Here is a 17,300-nt window from a genome sequence, read left to right on the forward strand (position 1 = left end):
GCTTCTGAAATGACGGAAGAAATTTACAAAATGAACGTATTCAACTGCTCCTAAAGTATCATTCGACAATGGGTCCTAAGGCGGATGAGCTCGTGGGGAATATCACATACACTGAACTTGTAAATAAATGAAGAGAGTTGGAGTGAGTGTGAAGGGAAACAGGTTGAATATTCTTTATTTGATGTTGGGGCAGTTTATTTCTGTGTTTGGCGGATCGATTTTACGTTTTGCACTGTCATTATTTGTATTGGATGCGACTGGGCGGGCCGATGTCTTTGCGACCGTGCTGGCGATTTCAAGTATTCCGGTATTATTTGCGCCGATCGGCGGTGCGATCGCGGATCGGTTTGATCGCAAGCGGCTGATGGTTTTGATGGATGTCGCCAATGCGGTGATCGCTTTGCTCCTATTTTTAGTAATCGGCACTTCAGAGTCGATTTTAGGGATCGCTTTATTGATCTTCGTATTGTCGATCGTAGGCAGCTTCGATACACCCGTTGTAGGAGCGAGTATTCCATTATTGGTAGAAGAGCATGAGCTGGAAAAGATGAACGGCTTGTCAAATGGCATCCTGCAACTGTCAAACGTGGTCGCACCGATCATTGGCGGTATTTTTTATGGGCTCATCGGAGCAAAGGTTTTGGTAGCCAGCAGTATTCTCTTCTTCGTGATTGCCGCGATCATTGAGAGTTTTTTGAAGATTCCGTTTACCAAAAGGACTCAGACTGGTAGTCTGGCTTCTATGCTGACGGCTGATTTGAAAGATGGTTTTCGAGAGGTCAAAAACAATCAGGTGATGCTGAAAGCCATCGTGATCGCTGCGTTGATCAACTTTTTATTGACGCCCTTCTTTATTGTGGGACTGCCGATCATTTTGCGGATGGGCCTTCAGGTCAATGATACCTTGTATGGAATCGGAATGGCCGTATTCAGCTTGGCCAGTATCGTCGGGGCTGTTTTTGCAGGTCCTTTGACTAAAAAAATTCGATTCAATAATTTTTACTTGATCTTTACTGCTTCGGGCATCGCATTAATTGGAATGAATGTTGTAATGAGCTTGGCTGGAGGAACGATCGGGTACCTGGCAGTCGTGGTAACTGAGATCATCGTAGGAATCATGCTGAGTGCGATCTCGATCTATTTGATCTCTCTTTTGCAGAAAATCACACCGAAACACAATTTGGGAAAAGTGATGGCTACGATCATTGCTGTAGCACAGTGCGCCGTGCCATTAGGCCAATTATTGATGGGAGTACTGTTTAAAAATACAACAGTTTCGGTGTTTGTACCTGTTTTATTTATCAGCGGTATCGTCTTACTGGTCTCTTTTTTATGCTTCTTGATGTTCCGCGAGACCAAAGAGAGCGATATTTATGTAGTCAAGGAGAATTAAAAAGAAAAACGATAAGCGGGCTTGCTTATCGTTTTTTCTTTTTGTAAGATAGTCAAAAAAGCAAAGGAGTGTTTTTGATGGCAATATCAATCGTTCCTATTCAATTAGACGAAGCGGAAATTTTACAAGCGTTAAGTATCCGTATTTTCACTGAAACCTTCAGTGCCCAGAATACTCCGGAAAATATGACAGCCTATCTGACTGAAGCCTATCAGCTGGAAAAATTGCAAAATGAGCTGCAAAACCCAAACTCCAGTTTCTTCTTTATTTACTCGGATCAAGTGCTGGCAGGCTATTTAAAGGTCAACATCAACGAGGCCCAAACAGAAACCATTGCCGACAATGCACTGGAGATCGAACGAATCTATGTAGATCATGCTCTAAATGGGCAAGGACTGGGACAGGCTTTGATGAAAAAAGCAGAGGAAGTCGCGAGAGAAAAGGGCAGAGAGGCAATCTGGCTGGGCGTTTGGGAAAAAAATACGCGTGCCTTGGCCTTTTATCAAAAACAAGGCTTTCGTCAGGTGAGCACGCATTCCTTTTTGATGGGTGATGATGAGCAAACTGACTTGATCATGAAAAAGGAGCTGGGCGAATGACAAATCAAATCAAGCTGCGGGTGGCAAAACCAGCAGATGCAAGCAAACTATTGGCGATCTACAAGCCTTTTGTAGAAAAAACCGCAGTAACTTTTGAGTACCAAGTCCCAACAGTTGAAGAATTCCGTCAGCGAATTGAGACGACCCTGCAGACGCATCCTTATTTGGTAGCTGAAAATCAGGAGGGTGCGCTTTTAGGCTATGCCTATGCTCATGCGTACAAAGAACGAGAAGCCTACGACTGGAGTGTTGAAGTCACTATCTATTTAGCTGATCGCGCTCAAGGTTTGGGAATCGGTACGAAACTGTATCGGGCACTGGAGCAGGAGCTGGCAAAACAGCATATTTTAGTTTTAACTGCTTGTATCACTGGCGGCAATCAGAAAAGCGTTGCTTTTCACGAAAGCTTTGGCTATACGATGGTCGGAAATTTTAAAGCCATCGGGTACAAATTCGGGCAATGGCACGATGTTTATTGGATGCAAAAACAGCTTGAAGCTCCGTGTGCGACTATCGAGAAAGTCATTCCTTATTCAAAAGTGATGAATCAATTGAATGAAAAGCAGCGAACGGTGGGTTAAAGACCACCATTCGCTGCTTTTTCTAATTGCAATTGCAGGATCAGTGACAACAGCTGCTGCTGATTGGCCAATTGATAGATCTCAGACGTTAGGGGAAAGCAATCCACGGCTACATTGACACAACGATCGCTTAATAATAGGTCCACCTCATCATCCAGGCTGGCTGCCTGATATTCCACAAAAGGCAATTGATCGAACAGTTTTTTGACCTGCAGCGACAAGATCGGATCTGGATTTGAGAGAATACCCACGAGTAATTTAACAGGACGTATCCAATAAGGCTCCAACAATACTGCCAGATGCAGCACTAGATTATTCATACAACGTCCGACCCAAAAGAAATTTTTTCGCCGAGAGACGTTCGTTAAAAAGGTTTGTAAAAATTCGATCAAAGACGTCGGGAAAACTTGATCCTTCCATTTTACATCGATTAATTCACTGGAGTCGGGAACAGTACGTTGATGGAATCCGAAATTCAGCAGAGTCAAAAAGGAGTTCGTTCGGATCAGTTCTCGTTCGTCCGTCGTCAAGCGAACACCTGTGTTTTGACTATAAAAGTTGCTGATGAATTCTTGGCACAGTAAAAAGAGCGGGTTCTCCTGCTCCAAAAGATTGTTTTGATAACTAATCAAATAAGGCAGACGAACATCTTTGGTGGTTAAACAGCATGAGGTGCACATCAGCAGCCAAAAAAAGAATTTGATTTCGTTCGTGTAATCTTCTCCCTCAGCAAACCAATTCGAAAAGTAGGCATGCAAGGGAGCATCCTGTTTGCTGACTGGCATGTTTTCCAACAATGGACAAGCTTCGATCGTATGCCCAGCAAGGATACGCAAGCGGGCTATCAATAGATGACACAACGTTTCTTCCTCGTTAATAACGATTTCGGAGGAAGACAGCTGCAGCAGCAGAATTTCCTCATGACCAAAAGAAATCAACAATTTTTTTAGGTCTTCGCCACGAGAGCCAGCCCAAATCAGAGCAAATAGGAAACGACGAATCGTACGTTCTTCGCCTTCGAGAGAGGCCTTAGATAGATTTATTTTGATCCCGTTTTGCAGGAGCAGGTTGACAAGCGGGCGTAACCCGCGACGCACAGAAGAATGGCTAATAAATAGTTGTTTGCTGAACGTGGCCAGATCGGCTTTTGGCTGAGTCAGCAGAAAGATGGCAAATTGATAGGACAGAGATTTTTGAAACAAAAAGCGCTGATATAAGGGATGACGATACGCTATTGGTTGCCAGTTGATTTTTTGTTTTCCTATTAATAGTTCGTAATCGAAGAGTTCATAAAATTCTCGATCCATATCCAACAACAAACTATGAACTGTTTTGAACGAGTACCCTACAGACTGACTAATGAAGTGAATAGTATAGACGCCTTCTTCTAAGGTCAGCAGAAGATCAATCACAGACATTTTCTTTTTTTCTGAATCGTTCAGCAACATTCTACGCATCATACAACCCTCCTTTAATGAAATTAACAAATAAAAGAAAATAAATCTTTTCAATAATAATAAAATAATCAATTTTTTGTGGAAAATACTGATTTAACAGCGTTATGTCGGTTTTAAAAACATTGAATATAAATTAAAAAAAGTTAGGAAATATTGTGAATTGCCGAAAAAAATTCGAAGTGTCATAATAAAAATATCGCAAAAGAAATAGGTGAAATTTATGAAATTTAAACCGTCAGAAATCGAACACCCAATCAAAATGTACATTCGAAGAGACCTTGGGATCACAGTTGAGCAATTTGGAAAACTGGCAGGGATTCCTCAGTCCACACTGGCTACTTGGATCAAGCGCAATCGTCGAGTAGAAAAATTGCCAATCAACTTTTATAGTGCTTTAGCGATTGTAGGCCGCAAAAAAATTGAAGTCGTCTATGCGGATCTGTTATCCTGGCAACAAAAATATGACCAATACATTCAGGAACGCTTGCAAAAAATCGCTGATGAAAAATCCTTGTTTGTTCTTGCTGCCAAAGAAGGCAAGAAGGTTGCAGAAGCTTATCGAGCGAAGAATCAAGAAGATGCTTTGTTGGAGCCTGTCAAAAGACTGGGAAGAGCGGTTGAAAAACTTGATAGTGATCGCTTCATTCAGACAATGATCGAGATCTATGGAGAGATCGCCGAACCGATCCCGACGTGGCTGGCAAAGACGGTGGGGAAAAAGCAAGTGTTGAAAGAAGTCGGACAAGCTTTTTATAATGAGGTGTTGATCAATCGATGTCGTGTAGAGTAATCGACCAATAAAATGCGGTTGGATAGCTGCCGTATTTTATTGGTCGATATAAAAAGGATATCCAATTGTTCGCGGAAATGGCTTCAAGAGTTGACGTGTTTCAATCGATTGGCGGCGAATCTATCCGAACGAAGATGACATGGAGCGAATCAAGCAGAAACTGCTGACTATCAAAGTCTCGTGAACCAATGGACGCAATCATCCAAAAAACAGGCACTGCTAGAAATTTTCCAGCAGTGCCTGTTTAGCAACTTTTTATAATTCTTCTTGGATCGTACGGGTAATTTTTTCTAGGTCAGGTGTCATGTTTCCAGTATGTTTGGCAATATCAGAGACACGCAGGAAGCTATTTTTATACATCGCAACTTCGCGGAATTTGGAATATTTTTCTTCGATCTCGTTAAAAGTGGTTGGTTTTTTATCATTTTTTTCCACTGTTTCAGAGCCGTTCACATAATGCATCTCTAAAAAAGACAACGCATCGTTGACGCCATCCAAAAAAGCTTCATACTCTTCTTGGCGGATTTTCCCGTCGGCTAAGCGTTTCTTTTGTTTTTCGATAAAAAGTTCAACTACTGTTTCCATTTTATTCCCCCAATTGTTTGCCCATGGGCAAACGCGTTCTCCTTAATATTGTACTATGAATTGATGGTTTTGTGTCAGGAAAACGCAAAAAGGTGTTAAATTTTTCTCATTTTGATGGATAACAGAAAAAGGAAATTTTGAAAAAAGATAAACTCTCTTTTTTTGTTGTGGTAGAATATGTTAAGTGCTCAAGGAAACTCGTTCCCGTTTGTCCTTAAAAAACAAAAAAGGATTTTTTTTAAAATAAAAACGGGTATAAAATGCATTTAAAAATTCAAAGGAAGAGTGTCCTTGATAAAAAATCTTTATTTTCAAAAAGGGAGTGTAAAAAATGGAACAAGTGGAAAAGCATTTAAGAAAAGCGAAAACTTGGAATATGGTCTTGTTGGTATTAGGGTTGATATCAGTTATTTTTGGAGTGATTAATTTGCCTAGCTTATTTAAAGTGCCGGATAAAGCTCCGTACGAAGCAATGGGCAGTTACGGGCTGGAGCTTTACGAACAAATTACCGGCCCATTCCAAAAGGTGAACACCATTGTTGGATTGATTGTCTCGATTATTTTACTTATCTGCTATTTTAAGGCAAACAGTGCGTTAAAAGAGAACAAGGTTCCTACCAAAATTCCTTATTATGGGTATCTGGCATGGACAATCATCAGTCTTATCATCGCATTTATTACGACACCTAAAGGGTCAGTGATGGAAGGAATCGATATTTCGAAAATCACTATGATCATTGGAACAGTTTTCCAATTTATAATTGCCATTCCTGCAATCTTAGTCATCGTCCACCTCTTTAAAGCGGAACCTGAGGAGTAAGCTAGAATGAAAAAACCTTTTGCAAATGTTACCCGAAAACAGAAGATACGGATGAGCATCATTGCTGGTATTTTAGGATTGCTTCTATTGATCGGGGTCTTTGTTTATTCTCAGACCCGTACTACCAGCAAAGAAGCGGAGAGCGACTACCAAACGACTGTCTTGAAAAAATCGGAGCCCTTAACTTTCAAAGGAGTGGTCGATGCTTCTGAAGTGCGAGAATATTCCAATGATCCTACGATGGGCAAGCTCAATACGATCGATGTTACCACTGGTCAGCAAGTGGATATCAATACGGTATTGATGACCTATACGAATGAGGAAATGACGGATCAGGCGAATGAACAAAGTACTAGCTTAGAGAAGTTGAATTTGGCTGTCGCCAATGCGCAAGAAAATTTAAATTTAGCAGCAGCTAAGCGCGACAAAGCCCAGACCAGTTTGAATGATTCTGAATACAATTACAACAACACCAATGAACACAGTAGTGAAGAAGCCGCTATGAAGAAGCAAGAATATAAGCAAGAAATCACGCAATACCAAGCAGAGTTGGATGCCGCTCAAGACGGAGTCGTCCAAGCTCAGCAAATGCTGGAAAGTGCTCAGGTCGATTTACGTGCAGGCAATCAATCGTTGGAAACGATGCGCGCCCGAGCCACTAAGACAGTCACCAGCACGACTGCGGGAATCGCTTATGTCAATGAGAAGGGACGGACCGATAATTCGGTCCCGATTGTTCAGATCATCAGTTCTGATGTGACGATCCAAGGAACGGTCACTGAATACGATTATGACCGTTTGGCGGCGAACCAGCAGGTGACTATCAAACCGGTTACTTCAGAAGAAGAAATCTCAGGAACCATCACTCAGATCGATCAATTGCCTGAATCACCTGCCGTAGCATCTGCACAAGGCATGACTGGGGGCGCAACAGCAGCTTCCGTATCGAATTATCACTTCACGGTCAAGCCGGAGAAGGTATTGCAGTATGGCTACAATGTGCAGATTACCTTGCCATTAGACGAAATTCGTTTGCCGAAAAACAGTGTCGTCAAAGAAGAGGATAAACGATATGTGTTTGTTCATCGAAACGGGAAAATCCATAAAACCGAAGTTACGACAGAAGAGCGTGACGGTTATCTGGTCGTAACAGATGGTGTGAAAGAAAAAGACCGCATCGTTGCCAATCCTGATAAAAACCTTAAAGATGGTCAGGAATTGGCGGTGAACTAAATGATCGAATTGAAAAATGTCAATAAATACTATCGATCGGAAGAAGAGACTCTCCATGTTTTGAAGGATATCAATTTGAAAGCCGAAGCTGGCGAAATGATTGCAGTCATGGGTCCTTCAGGTTCAGGGAAATCTACGTTGATCAACACACTGGGATTTATCGATACAAAGTTCGAGGGCGAATATCTGTTTGAAGGTGAAAATCTTGTGACTTCGTCAGATGATCGACTGTCAAAAGTTCGAAATCAAGTGGTTGGATTCGTATTTCAAAATTTCAGTCTGATCGAAAACAATACCGTCTATGAGAATGTCGAGCTGCCGTTGCTGTATAGTGGACTCGGATTTAATCAAACAAAAAAAAGGGTCATGCAGGCATTGGAAAAGGTTGGTTTAGCTGATAAAGCAGAGAAGCATCCTAAACAATTGTCCGGTGGACAGCAGCAGCGGGTAGCAATCGCTCGAGCATTAATCAATCAGCCAAAGTTTTTGATTGCTGATGAGCCGACTGGGGCTCTGGACACACATACTTCGGCTGAAATCATGAATCTGTTTAAAGAGCTGAACCGTGAAGAAGGAGCAACGATCTTCATGGTTACCCATGACCCGGAAGTCGTGCCTTATTGTACACGGTTAGTATCGATCCGAGACGGAGCGATCATCGAGGACAAGGCGGTGATCAGCGAATGAAACTTTATGTAAACTGGCGTTCTTCTTTAGGTTCGATTTTTAAAAACAAAAAACGCAGTTTCTTGACGATGTTCGGGATCATTATCGGAATTGCAGCCGTGATCGCGATTTTGTCGATTGGTCGTGCGTATGAACGTGAAATGATCAAGAGCCTCAGTGCGAATGATTCCGATAAACTGGAAGTCACGATTCAGTTCACGCCAGATGATCAGGCATTGTATTTTTCCAATCTTGAAATGATTCCAGACACCGATTTTCACTTAATTGAAACCATTGATGGTGTTGAATCCGTAGAACATCCCAAGTCTGATCTTTCCTATATCTACAAGACACTGCCTGTTCGAAATAAAACGAAGCAAATGCAGATCGATGCCGTGACTGATGATGGCAAAGAAGCGGTTCATGGCCGTGGTTTGACTGACTATGACAACCTGACGCTGCAGCAAATCGTAACCATTGACGAGAATCTGGCGAAGGATTTGTTCGATACGCCTAAGGCAGCAGTTGGCCGCGGATTAGAAATGGATGGCTACACCTTTACAATCGTCGGCGTTTACGCTGGGGTTGAAGGAGATACTATGTTTTCGATGGGAGAGGCTGCCGTTCAGATTCCACGCAAAACCTATATTCATTTCTTTGGCAATGATGAAGACACCAGTGCGGTGAAATTGTCCTTACGAAATGGATCGAAACCAAATGAAATCACAGATAAAGCCATCAAACAGCTGCAGGAGCGCGGAACGATGCGCGATTCTGGTGAATATGGAGCTTCAGATATGGCGTTGTTAAGTGATGGCGTGAGCCAAATGTTGAGTACGATCACTCTGTTTATTAGTTCTGTCGCAGGCATCTCCTTGTTCATCGCCGGCGTCGGTGTAATGAACATGATGTACATCTCGGTTTCAGAGCGGACCAAAGAAATCGGGATTCGCCGTGCTTTAGGGGCCACCCGGGGAGCGATTCGCACCCAATTTCTACTTGAGGGGATGACATTGACCTTAGTAGGTGGAATCATTGGGTATATCTTCGGGATGATTTTAGCATACATCTTCGGATCAATCATGAAGCTGCCGATCTCGATTGACTTGTTTACGGTTGTTCTGGCGGTCGGTGTATCCAGCGGCATTGGGCTGATTTTCTCGGTTATGCCGGCATCCGAAGCTGCGAAAAAAGATTTAATCGACATTTTAAGGTAGGGGAAAAGCTTTCTAGATTTCATATTTAGAAAGCTTTTTTCGCTGTTTCCTTGGCATGTTATAATAGGAGTAACAGTTTTAGGAGGGTTTAAGAATGTTCCGTTATTCATATGAGGACAAACAGCGTATCACAGCTATGATCATCCTGGTCATTTCTTTTGCTTTTCCGATTCCATTGCTTGGAATTATTTCGGGCATTCATTTATTGCGGCAGGTTAATAGGAATCTGCTGCCTTCGGGGTTTAGAGTTGCCGGTATTCTATTGATTTTAGAGCAAACAGTGATTTATGTTCCGATGCTGGCCTATTTATGGATCGTCGGATAGTATTAGGCGAATGGGACACTTGTTTCCTTTTTGTAGCAACAATGATAAAATAGTAAGAAAATTTCGAAAAAAGTACTAGAGCAACGGGGGATGAAGATGGAAAAAGCAAAACAGCGTCAATTGTTGAAAATGATTGAACGAGACTGTCGGTTATCGACAAAAGAATATGCAATCATGTTAGGGGAAGAAGAAACCATTGTGGCTGCGGAAATCAAACGTTTGGAAGATGCGAAGGTGATCGCCGGTTATCGTGGTTTGGTGGACTGGGATCGAATTGAAGATGATTGGATCGAAGCCTTAGTAGAGATCAGTACGCTGCCGCAAGGAGAAGATGGATATAAAAATGTTGGTGATGCCATCCGTAAATTTCCAGAGGTCCAATCTCTGTTCTTCATCAGCGGTGGTTTCGATTTCATCGTACTGGTTCAAGGACGAAACATCAAAGAAATTTCCAAATTTATTTCAGCGAATCTGGCACCGATTCCTGAAGTGACAGGAACACGCACGCACTTTTTATTAGACAAATACAAACAATGGGGTATTGACTTGGAAGAAGACAATACTGATCCGCGGATCATGGTGTCACCATGAGGGATTTTTTAGCAAAAAAAATCAAGGAGGTCCAGCCATCAGGCATCCGAAAATTTTTCGACATTGTTTCCGAACAGCCGGATGCGATCTCGTTGGGGGTAGGTGAGCCGGACTTTGATACCCCGCGCCACATGACAGAGGAAGGCATCCGCTCTTTGCGAGAAGGCCGGACCTTTTATACAGCGAACGCTGGATTACTACAGTTAAGAGAGAAAATTTCTGATTATTTGGCTGAACGGGTCAAGGTTCGCTACGATCCTAAGACGGAGATCATTGTGACTGTTGGCGGCAGTGAGGCGATCGATTTGGCGATGCGTGTGTTTATTGAGCCCGGCGATGAGGTGATCATTCCTCAGCCGGCATTCGTGTGCTATGAACCGATCACTCGAATGGTCGACGGTACACCGGTTACAATCGATTTGCAGGCAGAAAATGAGTTTCAACTTACACCGGATCAATTGGAGGCAGCGATCACGGAAAAGAGCAAAATTTTGATCTTATCCTATCCTAGCAATCCAACTGGAGCAGTGATGGACCGCGATGCGCTGATCAAGATTGCAGATGTAGTGAAACGGCATGATCTTTTAGTGATTTCAGATGAAATTTATGCTGAGCTTGTGTATGATGAGGCCTTCATCAGCATTGCTTCTCTCCCTGAGATGAGAGAACGAACGATCGTAATCAATGGCTTCTCCAAAGCATTTGCTATGACCGGATGGCGTTTAGGATATGTTTCTGGTCCTGAGCTGTTTATCGAACAAATGTTAAAAATCCATCAATATACGATCATGACGGCACCAACAGCCAGTCAATATGCAGCATTAGAAGGGTTAAAGGATTGGAAAGACACTGTAGAAACGATGCGGATCTCGTATGAGGAACGACGGAATTTTCTGCACCATGAACTGACACGGATCGGTTTGCCCTGTTATCGAGCAAAGGGTGCCTTTTATTTATTCCCTCAAATCAGTCAGTTTGGTTTAAGCAGTGAAGACTTTGCTTTGCGACTGCTAGAGCAAGAAAAGCTGGCGGTGGTACCAGGATCGGCCTTTGGTGCCAGTGGAGAAGGGTACTTGCGTTTATCCTATGCTTATTCTATTGAAGAGCTAAAAGAAGCTATCAAACGAATGGAACGTTTTGTGCGGCAATTTAAATAGGAACGCTCAAAAAAGACAAGCAGACGCTTGTCTTTTTTGAGTGGAAAGGGCGTTCATTTTTCTAAGAGTTGGTTTAGTTTTTATGATTTTGCATTTTTTTTGAAGGAAAATTTGTTATACTATTCGAGAATAAATGGATTGGAGGAGGAAGCTTGAGCAGAAAAACGATCATTTGGGTCGTAATCGGTGTTCTTGTCACAGGGGCGTTGTCCTTTGCAGGGTATCGAGTGTATCAAGACCGTAAGATCGAGACCAAGATCGAAGTCAACAAGGCGTTCAGCCAGAAATTAAAAAAATTATATAGTGATCAAGAGAGCGGCTATTTTAAATCAGATCTTTCAGAAGAGGCATTCGATTCTCTATTGACTCAGGTCAGCAACAGCAGTGAGGCAGATGAAAGTCAAATGACAACAGCAATTGATCAAGCCAAAAAGGATTTCCAGATCCAATCACAGGTGAACGAGCTCTTTGAGACAGAAGTATTGAATGGGATGGCATTGTCTGCCAAACCCGTGCTTAAGGCCCCAGATTCACAACAAACAATTCCTGATTTAGAGCAGCAGATCGGTGAGAGTCCAGCCAAAGACAAAAGCTGGGGACAGGATATTCAAATGATCTTGTCCATCGCCAAAGAACAATCGGTACAATTTGACGAGGCGGAGAAAACCATCGGTGATTTGGCCGATCAGCGGGCTGTGAGCTTATCTGATTATCTAACCGGCGTTCAAACGGTTGCTTTGCTGCCGGATGGTGATTACAAGGAAAGTTTGCTGACCAAATTGGATTCAGTGAAAACGGAGCTAAACAATGCAAATGCTCAATTTGCTTCCAGCATTGCGCAAGATGAGCAGAAAATTGAAGCAGAAGCAGAAAAATACCGCAAAGAAAAAGCTAAAGTTTTGGAAGCAAAAAGCAAGGAATTGAGCAAACTGAAGACCGAGATCAATCAGAAACGACTCACTTATGAATCGTATGCCCGAATCAGCCGCAGTCGTGAACAAAGCGGCAGCCGATCGAGTGAGAGTGAAGATTCTGTTGATTCAAGTTCCTCTTCAAGCAGCACAACAGAGTCTACCAGCGAAGAGTCATCTAGTGAGTAAACAGCGAGCATTTTCAAGGATTTCACGATCTTGGAAATGCTTTTTTCTTTTGGATCGTATTTCGAGTTGGTTTCCACGATAGAGCGAAGAAAAAGGAACGCTGATTCAATAAAAAAACCACCAAAGTCAGGCAAGGCAGCTTTGGTGGCTGGTTTTAAGGTCGGGCAGTTCTCGTAGAATTATTCGAACTGCTGCTAGTTGTACTGCCGCGCAATTGTCGTTCCAGTTCTTCGATGCGTTTGTCTAATTCTTTGCTCTCTTCTTGTGCAGACTTGATCGCTTCATCGGCATTTTCCACATCTTCATTTAAGGAGTCCTTCTCCTGTTCATATTCGGTTTGTTTGTTTTGGTAAACGCTGGAATATTGCCGGGTCAATGGTCCGCCGGCTGGTTCAACCGTTTTGATCAATGAAACTACTTGCTGTGCATAGTTGTCAAAAGTTTCCCAGTTATCTTCTGTATCAGTCACGATCAGTTCAAATTGGCTCAAGGTTTGGATACGATCGGACAGTAGCTCGTTGCTGAATGAAGCTGCTTCGGCTACTGTTGGATTGTTCAATTTGGCTGCTACGAGTTCATTGGTCTTTTCTTTTGCCAAGATATCTAGAGACTGAGTCGCTGCTGTCAAGGCGTTTTGACGTGCGGCTAAAACTTGCTTGGCTTGACTGGACCGAGAGATCAACTGTCCATTTTGCTTGGAAACCGATGTCGGCATTTGAAAATCAACGTCTTCTTTGCCTTGGTTCAATAGATCCATCGTTTCTTTAAAGATCTGTCTGGTGGCTTTTCCTACACTGGTATTGTCCTGCGGCTGCGGGGTATCGTCTCCGATCCATACTGCTACAGTGTAATGAGGCGTGGCGCCCACTGTCCATAAATCTTTTGCTTCGTCTGTTGTCCCAGTCTTGACTGCCCAGTTTTTGTTGTGCGCAAGTTCGATATCGTTCGCTGTCCCATCTCGTTCTTGATGGACAGCCTTCATCGTATCGAGTGTTAAATAAGCAGCATCGTCACTGTAAACTTTTCGTTGTGGGACGTCATTTGACGTAAAAATCTGTTCATTTTTGTCCTTACGAGTGATACTTTCGATATTCGTCGGCATTCGATAATTGCCTTGATTGACTAAGGTGGCAATCCCAGAAGCCATTTCTTGAGTGGTCGCACCATAAGTCATTCCGCCAACAGCGATGATCGGATTGTCATCGGCAACATCTAGTCCGGTGAACTGCATTTGAGCCAGAGACTGATAGACAGGCTCCTGCAGCTCTTGACTGTTTTCCATCGCTAATTTATAAGCGACGACATTAGAAGAAACAGCTAATGCATCCCGCAATGTCATGTTGCCTTTTGATCCATTATAAATGTTGTTCGGGTAGTTGTTGTTCGGCCGATCGTCAGATACCCGACTGGTTTCCAGCAAGCCACGTTCGTAGGCGGGTGCAAAGGAGACTAACGGCTTGATGGCAGAGCCTGGTTGACGATAAGAAAGAAAGGCCCGATTATAGGTATTGCCTTCTTCACCGCGCCCCCCGATACTCGCGACGACATTGCCGGTTGCATTGTCGATCACCGTAACAGCTCCTTGTTTAGTAAAGATATTTTTTTCAGGATCCCGTTCGGACCAGCCTTCCATCACGCGAGAAACGATCTCCTGCAGCTGGTTGTGCAAGTCCTGATTGATATTGGTGTGGATCTCATAGCCACCAGACAAGATGCGTTGGTAGACCTTATTGTAGGCATCTTGGTACTCCTGATTGTAACGTTCTTCTTCTTCTTTGCTGTCAAATTGATACTGGAAGCGAAAATCCTGCTGACGCATTAAAATTTTGGTCGCAGAATCCACCGCCAAGGCGATTTCATTGTCACCCAGATCATTGTTGAGCGCGTCTGAGTGTACACTGGCCTCGATATCGTCTTGAAGTGCTTTGTCATAATCGGCTTCGGAAATGTAGCCCTGTTGAAGCATTTCCTTTAGAATCAATTTAGCCCGTTTTAGCGTATTTTTTTTGTTTTTCACTGGGTCGAAGATTTCCGGATTATTGGTGATCCCGATCAAAGAAGCTTTTTCTAGCAAACTTGTATCGTTGATCGATTTGCCAAAATAAACGCGAGAGGCCGCATTGATGCCATAAGCACCATACCCGAAATAGACATTGTTCAAATAATATTCTAAAATCTGATGCTTAGTGAATTTCTTCTCTAACGACTGAGCCATCACCATTTCTTCGACTTTTCGAGAAATCGAGACTTCTGGTGTCAGGTAGATATTCTTAACAAGCTGTTGGGTAATCGTAGAAGCTCCGCGAACACCGCGCCCGAGCAATGCATTTAAACCGACCGTCAGCAGTCCTTGGGTATCTACTCCATGATGCTCATAAAAACGCTTGTCTTCAATGGAGATCAGCGCTTCTGAAACCAATGGGTCCATATCATCGTAGCTCAAATAGTCACGCTCCTGTGTTTTGAGCTCTTTGAGAGGCTGCTCATTGATATCCAGAATCGTGGTGGGTCGAAATTGTTTAAAATCACTTTCTTCAATGGTCTTTGCGTGGTTCTCTCCGGCATCGATCGCTGCCGTTACTACACGGCCATAACGTTGAAAAAAGAAGATTCCTCCAGCGACTGCTGCAAAGAACATGAGTGAGAGCACTGCAAGGGAGATTTTAGTGGCTCGTTTCATTTTTTTCGCTCGTTTCGGTTTGGCGGAAGCTGGTTCACGTTTTTGTCTTCGTTCTTTTCTTGGCATGCTTATCCCTCAAAAATTAGTTTTCTCTAGTGTAATAGATAACACAAGGCTTGACCATGCTATTTAAAATTTTTCAGGCAAAATTTAGAAAAAATAAGTAAAATTCGCTAATAATTCATTTTCAAGCCTTGACGAAAAAAACTTTAGTCGCCACAATGAAAGGGACTATAAAACGAGGTGACACATGAGTATAACAAAAAAATGGTTGCTTTTTTGGGGCATTTTAGGCGTATTGTTTGTGGGGATGTTTGCGATCGTGCTGACGGGGAATTTTCCGCAGTTTACGATTCCCTTTAGCGTTTTTGCCAGCGATGATCAAGGACAACAGGAGGAAGTATTACCTAAACTGCCATCTTTGGCATTAAAGGAAGTCAACGATCAAAACCTGCTGAGCGATCAAATGGCTATCGTTGAAAAACTAAATCGGGAACTGCAAGATGCTGAAAGCTTGGCCACATCGCAAGATTTAGATCATTCCTTACAAATGGTTTTTGGCGACACTGGGGACGAAAAGGGTGTATTTTCTCTTTATCGAAAGATCTACCCAGTCATCAGCTCGGAAGAAGCGGAATTTGTTCAGATCAGTTTGCTTGGATTTGGTCAAAAACTTCAAGGAGAGACAACCGTTACAACACAGCGACAGTTATGGACATTTACGAAAACCGATGGCTCACGGCAAGACTATCAAGTCGATCTAAGCTATGATTCCAAAGCACTCAAGACCATTGCTGCTGGTGATGCAGCAGATCCAAACGCGTTGACGATCACTACAGGGGATACGTACTTGGACAAATCGGCCGATTTTGAAACCACTTGGACGGACATGGCTGATAACTCTTCAGATACACGGTTGTATCAGGAAATGAAGAAGGCTGGATTGGATCCTAATCAAATCGAGTTTCAAGCACTGGAAAAAGAAATTCCAATCAAAGTAAAAGACGGCTTTTTTGAGTTATTCTCGGCTGCAAGAGGAGATTTGCACCATGCCTATTTGTCTGAGTTCTTCCATTCTAATACGCCAACAGATGGAGCAACAGAGTATACATTTAACGTTCCAACTAGTGAGAAGGATGTTGCAAGCTTTAAAGTTTCATATGATCGATTGAAGCAAACAATTACGTCAATCACGAAAGAGCAGTAGTCGAAGAGCCGCTGCTTTTTTGATCAAAAAACATTTAAAAGACTCTCGTTTGATTTAACAAGGGTTCTTGAGAAAAGACACGCTTAACAAAAACTTTTTAGTGTTTTTAAAAAGTCTTTAAAAAGATATCTCTCTTTCAGCAATTTTTATACCAATATTTTTAGAACAGATTTTCCCAACTCCAAATTTGTGGTACCCTATTTATAATAAGGAGTATAGAATCGAGGAAGATGATGAAAAAATTATTGCTGGGTTTGCTGGTGATTGTGCTAGCTGGAGGAGCTTTTCACTTCTTTTGGGACAGAAAAGAGCCAGCTCCTGTAGCAGACACTACCAATACTGAATATATCGAGGTTCCCTTTGCTGTGGATGGTGAAGATGAACGCAGCTACTTGTCAGATCTTTTACAAGAGAAGGGTCTTGAAACCATTGAAAAAGTGGCTTATGACAGTTATGATGCCTTATTTGAAGAGGGAATAGAGACTCGTGAAGATGGCCGTTCGTTCAAAAAAGGCACAGAGCAGGAATTTGTCGGCTCGCATGTCAGTCAGTCAAATCCTAAACGCTGGTACGGTTATTTTGCCAAATAGCACATGACACGATTAATGTTCAGCTTAATCGTGTTTTTTGGTTTGATGAACGAGAATGTACGGCGATTTAGACATCCTTTGGTTCGTTTTTTGATAGATAATACGAGAAAAGAAAGAGACTAGGGGGACAGACAGTGCAATCGACTTCAGATGACACAAGATGAGAGTGCAGAAGTATTAGGAGCAACCCGCCAAGCGATCTCAAATTGGAAAAATGGACGGAGTTATCCAGATATCGAACGAATTATCCATTTGTTTGACCTCTATTAGTGTCTCTAAATGTTAAAATGGTGCGTCATTTGCAAAAGA

General features: G+C 42.6%; 18 protein-coding genes. 15 read left to right on the plus strand and 3 right to left on the minus strand.

Annotated features, from left to right (window positions below):
• Positions 1–148 precede the first annotated feature (148 nt).
• The 3 genes from NRIC_RS13810 (at position 149) to NRIC_RS13820 (ending at position 2,573) form a co-directional block, all read left to right on the plus strand.
• A complete protein-coding gene (locus tag NRIC_RS13810) occupies positions 149–1,393 on the plus strand; it encodes an MFS transporter (RefSeq protein ID WP_146623328.1) in 1,245 nt (414 codons plus the stop codon).
• 77 nt (positions 1,394–1,470) lie between these two features.
• Positions 1,471–1,992 carry a GNAT family N-acetyltransferase gene (locus tag NRIC_RS13815; RefSeq protein ID WP_146623287.1) on the plus strand — a complete coding sequence of 174 codons (522 nt, stop codon included), beginning with the start codon at positions 1,471–1,473 and terminating at the stop codon, positions 1,990–1,992.
• A gap of 8 nt (positions 1,993–2,000) precedes the next feature.
• Positions 2,001–2,573: a GNAT family N-acetyltransferase gene (locus NRIC_RS13820; protein WP_175580110.1), complete on the plus strand. Its 573-nt coding sequence runs from the start codon at positions 2,001–2,003 to the stop codon at positions 2,571–2,573.
• Here the strand turns inward: NRIC_RS13820 and NRIC_RS13825 are convergent.
• Complete coding sequence (locus NRIC_RS13825) at positions 2,570–4,033, minus strand: helix-turn-helix domain-containing protein (RefSeq protein WP_146623289.1); 1,464 nt, start codon at positions 4,031–4,033, stop codon at positions 2,570–2,572. The two genes, NRIC_RS13820 and NRIC_RS13825, sit on opposite strands and share 4 nt — an antisense overlap.
• A gap of 217 nt (positions 4,034–4,250) precedes the next feature.
• On the opposite strand from NRIC_RS13825, the gene NRIC_RS13830 reads away from it, so the two are divergent.
• Positions 4,251–4,820 (plus strand): hypothetical protein, encoded by a 570-nt coding sequence (locus NRIC_RS13830; RefSeq protein WP_146623290.1) that lies wholly within the window; start codon positions 4,251–4,253, stop codon positions 4,818–4,820.
• 255 nt (positions 4,821–5,075) lie between these two features.
• Here the strand turns inward: NRIC_RS13830 and NRIC_RS13835 are convergent, their stop codons facing one another.
• A complete protein-coding gene (locus NRIC_RS13835; RefSeq protein WP_146623291.1) occupies positions 5,076–5,405 on the minus strand; it encodes a hypothetical protein in 330 nt (109 codons plus the stop codon).
• A 331-nt stretch (positions 5,406–5,736) separates the two neighbouring features.
• Here NRIC_RS13835 and NRIC_RS13840 point away from each other — a divergent pair, with 331 nt between their 5' ends.
• From NRIC_RS13840 to NRIC_RS13875, 8 genes are all read left to right on the plus strand, one after another.
• Positions 5,737–6,225, plus strand: coding sequence for a hypothetical protein (locus tag NRIC_RS13840; protein ID WP_227873811.1), 489 nt, complete (start codon positions 5,737–5,739; stop codon positions 6,223–6,225).
• Between the two features lie 6 nt (positions 6,226–6,231).
• Positions 6,232–7,458, plus strand: a complete 1,227-nt coding sequence (locus NRIC_RS13845) for an efflux RND transporter periplasmic adaptor subunit (protein ID WP_146623292.1) — start codon at positions 6,232–6,234, stop codon at positions 7,456–7,458.
• Positions 7,459–8,145, plus strand: coding sequence for an ABC transporter ATP-binding protein (locus NRIC_RS13850; RefSeq protein ID WP_146623293.1), 687 nt, complete (start codon positions 7,459–7,461; stop codon positions 8,143–8,145).
• Entirely contained in the window at positions 8,142–9,341 is a 1,200-nt protein-coding gene (locus NRIC_RS13855) for an ABC transporter permease (RefSeq protein WP_146623294.1), read from the plus strand. The genes NRIC_RS13850 and NRIC_RS13855 overlap by 4 nt, the downstream gene beginning before the upstream one ends.
• A gap of 94 nt (positions 9,342–9,435) precedes the next feature.
• On the plus strand, positions 9,436–9,666 hold the full coding sequence (locus NRIC_RS13860) for a hypothetical protein (RefSeq protein WP_146623295.1): 231 nt from the start codon (positions 9,436–9,438) through the stop codon (positions 9,664–9,666).
• Between the two features lie 96 nt (positions 9,667–9,762).
• Positions 9,763–10,257, plus strand: a complete 495-nt coding sequence (locus tag NRIC_RS13865; RefSeq protein WP_146623296.1) for an Lrp/AsnC family transcriptional regulator — start codon at positions 9,763–9,765, stop codon at positions 10,255–10,257.
• Positions 10,254–11,414, plus strand: coding sequence for an aminotransferase class I/II-fold pyridoxal phosphate-dependent enzyme (locus NRIC_RS13870; protein ID WP_146623297.1), 1,161 nt, complete (start codon positions 10,254–10,256; stop codon positions 11,412–11,414). Before NRIC_RS13865 ends, NRIC_RS13870 begins: the two co-directional genes overlap by 4 nt.
• 152 nt (positions 11,415–11,566) lie before the next feature.
• Positions 11,567–12,514: a hypothetical protein gene (locus NRIC_RS13875; RefSeq protein WP_146623298.1), complete on the plus strand. Its 948-nt coding sequence runs from the start codon at positions 11,567–11,569 to the stop codon at positions 12,512–12,514.
• Positions 12,515–12,668: 154 nt separating this feature from the next.
• On the opposite strand, the gene NRIC_RS13880 is transcribed toward NRIC_RS13875, so the two are convergent.
• Complete coding sequence (locus tag NRIC_RS13880) at positions 12,669–15,260, minus strand: transglycosylase domain-containing protein (RefSeq protein WP_146623299.1); 2,592 nt, start codon at positions 15,258–15,260, stop codon at positions 12,669–12,671.
• 184 nt (positions 15,261–15,444) lie between these two features.
• Here NRIC_RS13880 and NRIC_RS13885 point away from each other — a divergent pair, with 184 nt between their 5' ends.
• The 3 genes from NRIC_RS13885 to NRIC_RS19590 all read left to right on the plus strand — a co-directional run bounded on the left by NRIC_RS13885 (position 15,445) and on the right by NRIC_RS19590 (position 17,261).
• On the plus strand, positions 15,445–16,401 hold the full coding sequence (locus tag NRIC_RS13885; RefSeq protein ID WP_146623300.1) for a hypothetical protein: 957 nt from the start codon (positions 15,445–15,447) through the stop codon (positions 16,399–16,401).
• A gap of 233 nt (positions 16,402–16,634) precedes the next feature.
• Positions 16,635–16,991, plus strand: coding sequence for a hypothetical protein (locus NRIC_RS13890; protein WP_175580106.1), 357 nt, complete (start codon positions 16,635–16,637; stop codon positions 16,989–16,991).
• Positions 16,992–17,141: 150 nt separating this feature from the next.
• Positions 17,142–17,261: a helix-turn-helix transcriptional regulator gene (locus NRIC_RS19590; RefSeq protein ID WP_227873812.1), complete on the plus strand. Its 120-nt coding sequence runs from the start codon at positions 17,142–17,144 to the stop codon at positions 17,259–17,261.
• Positions 17,262–17,300: the final 39 nt, after the last annotated feature.

The organism is Enterococcus florum, from assembly GCF_004309355.1.
Classification (GTDB): Bacteria; Bacillota; Bacilli; order Lactobacillales; family Enterococcaceae; genus Enterococcus_A; species Enterococcus_A florum.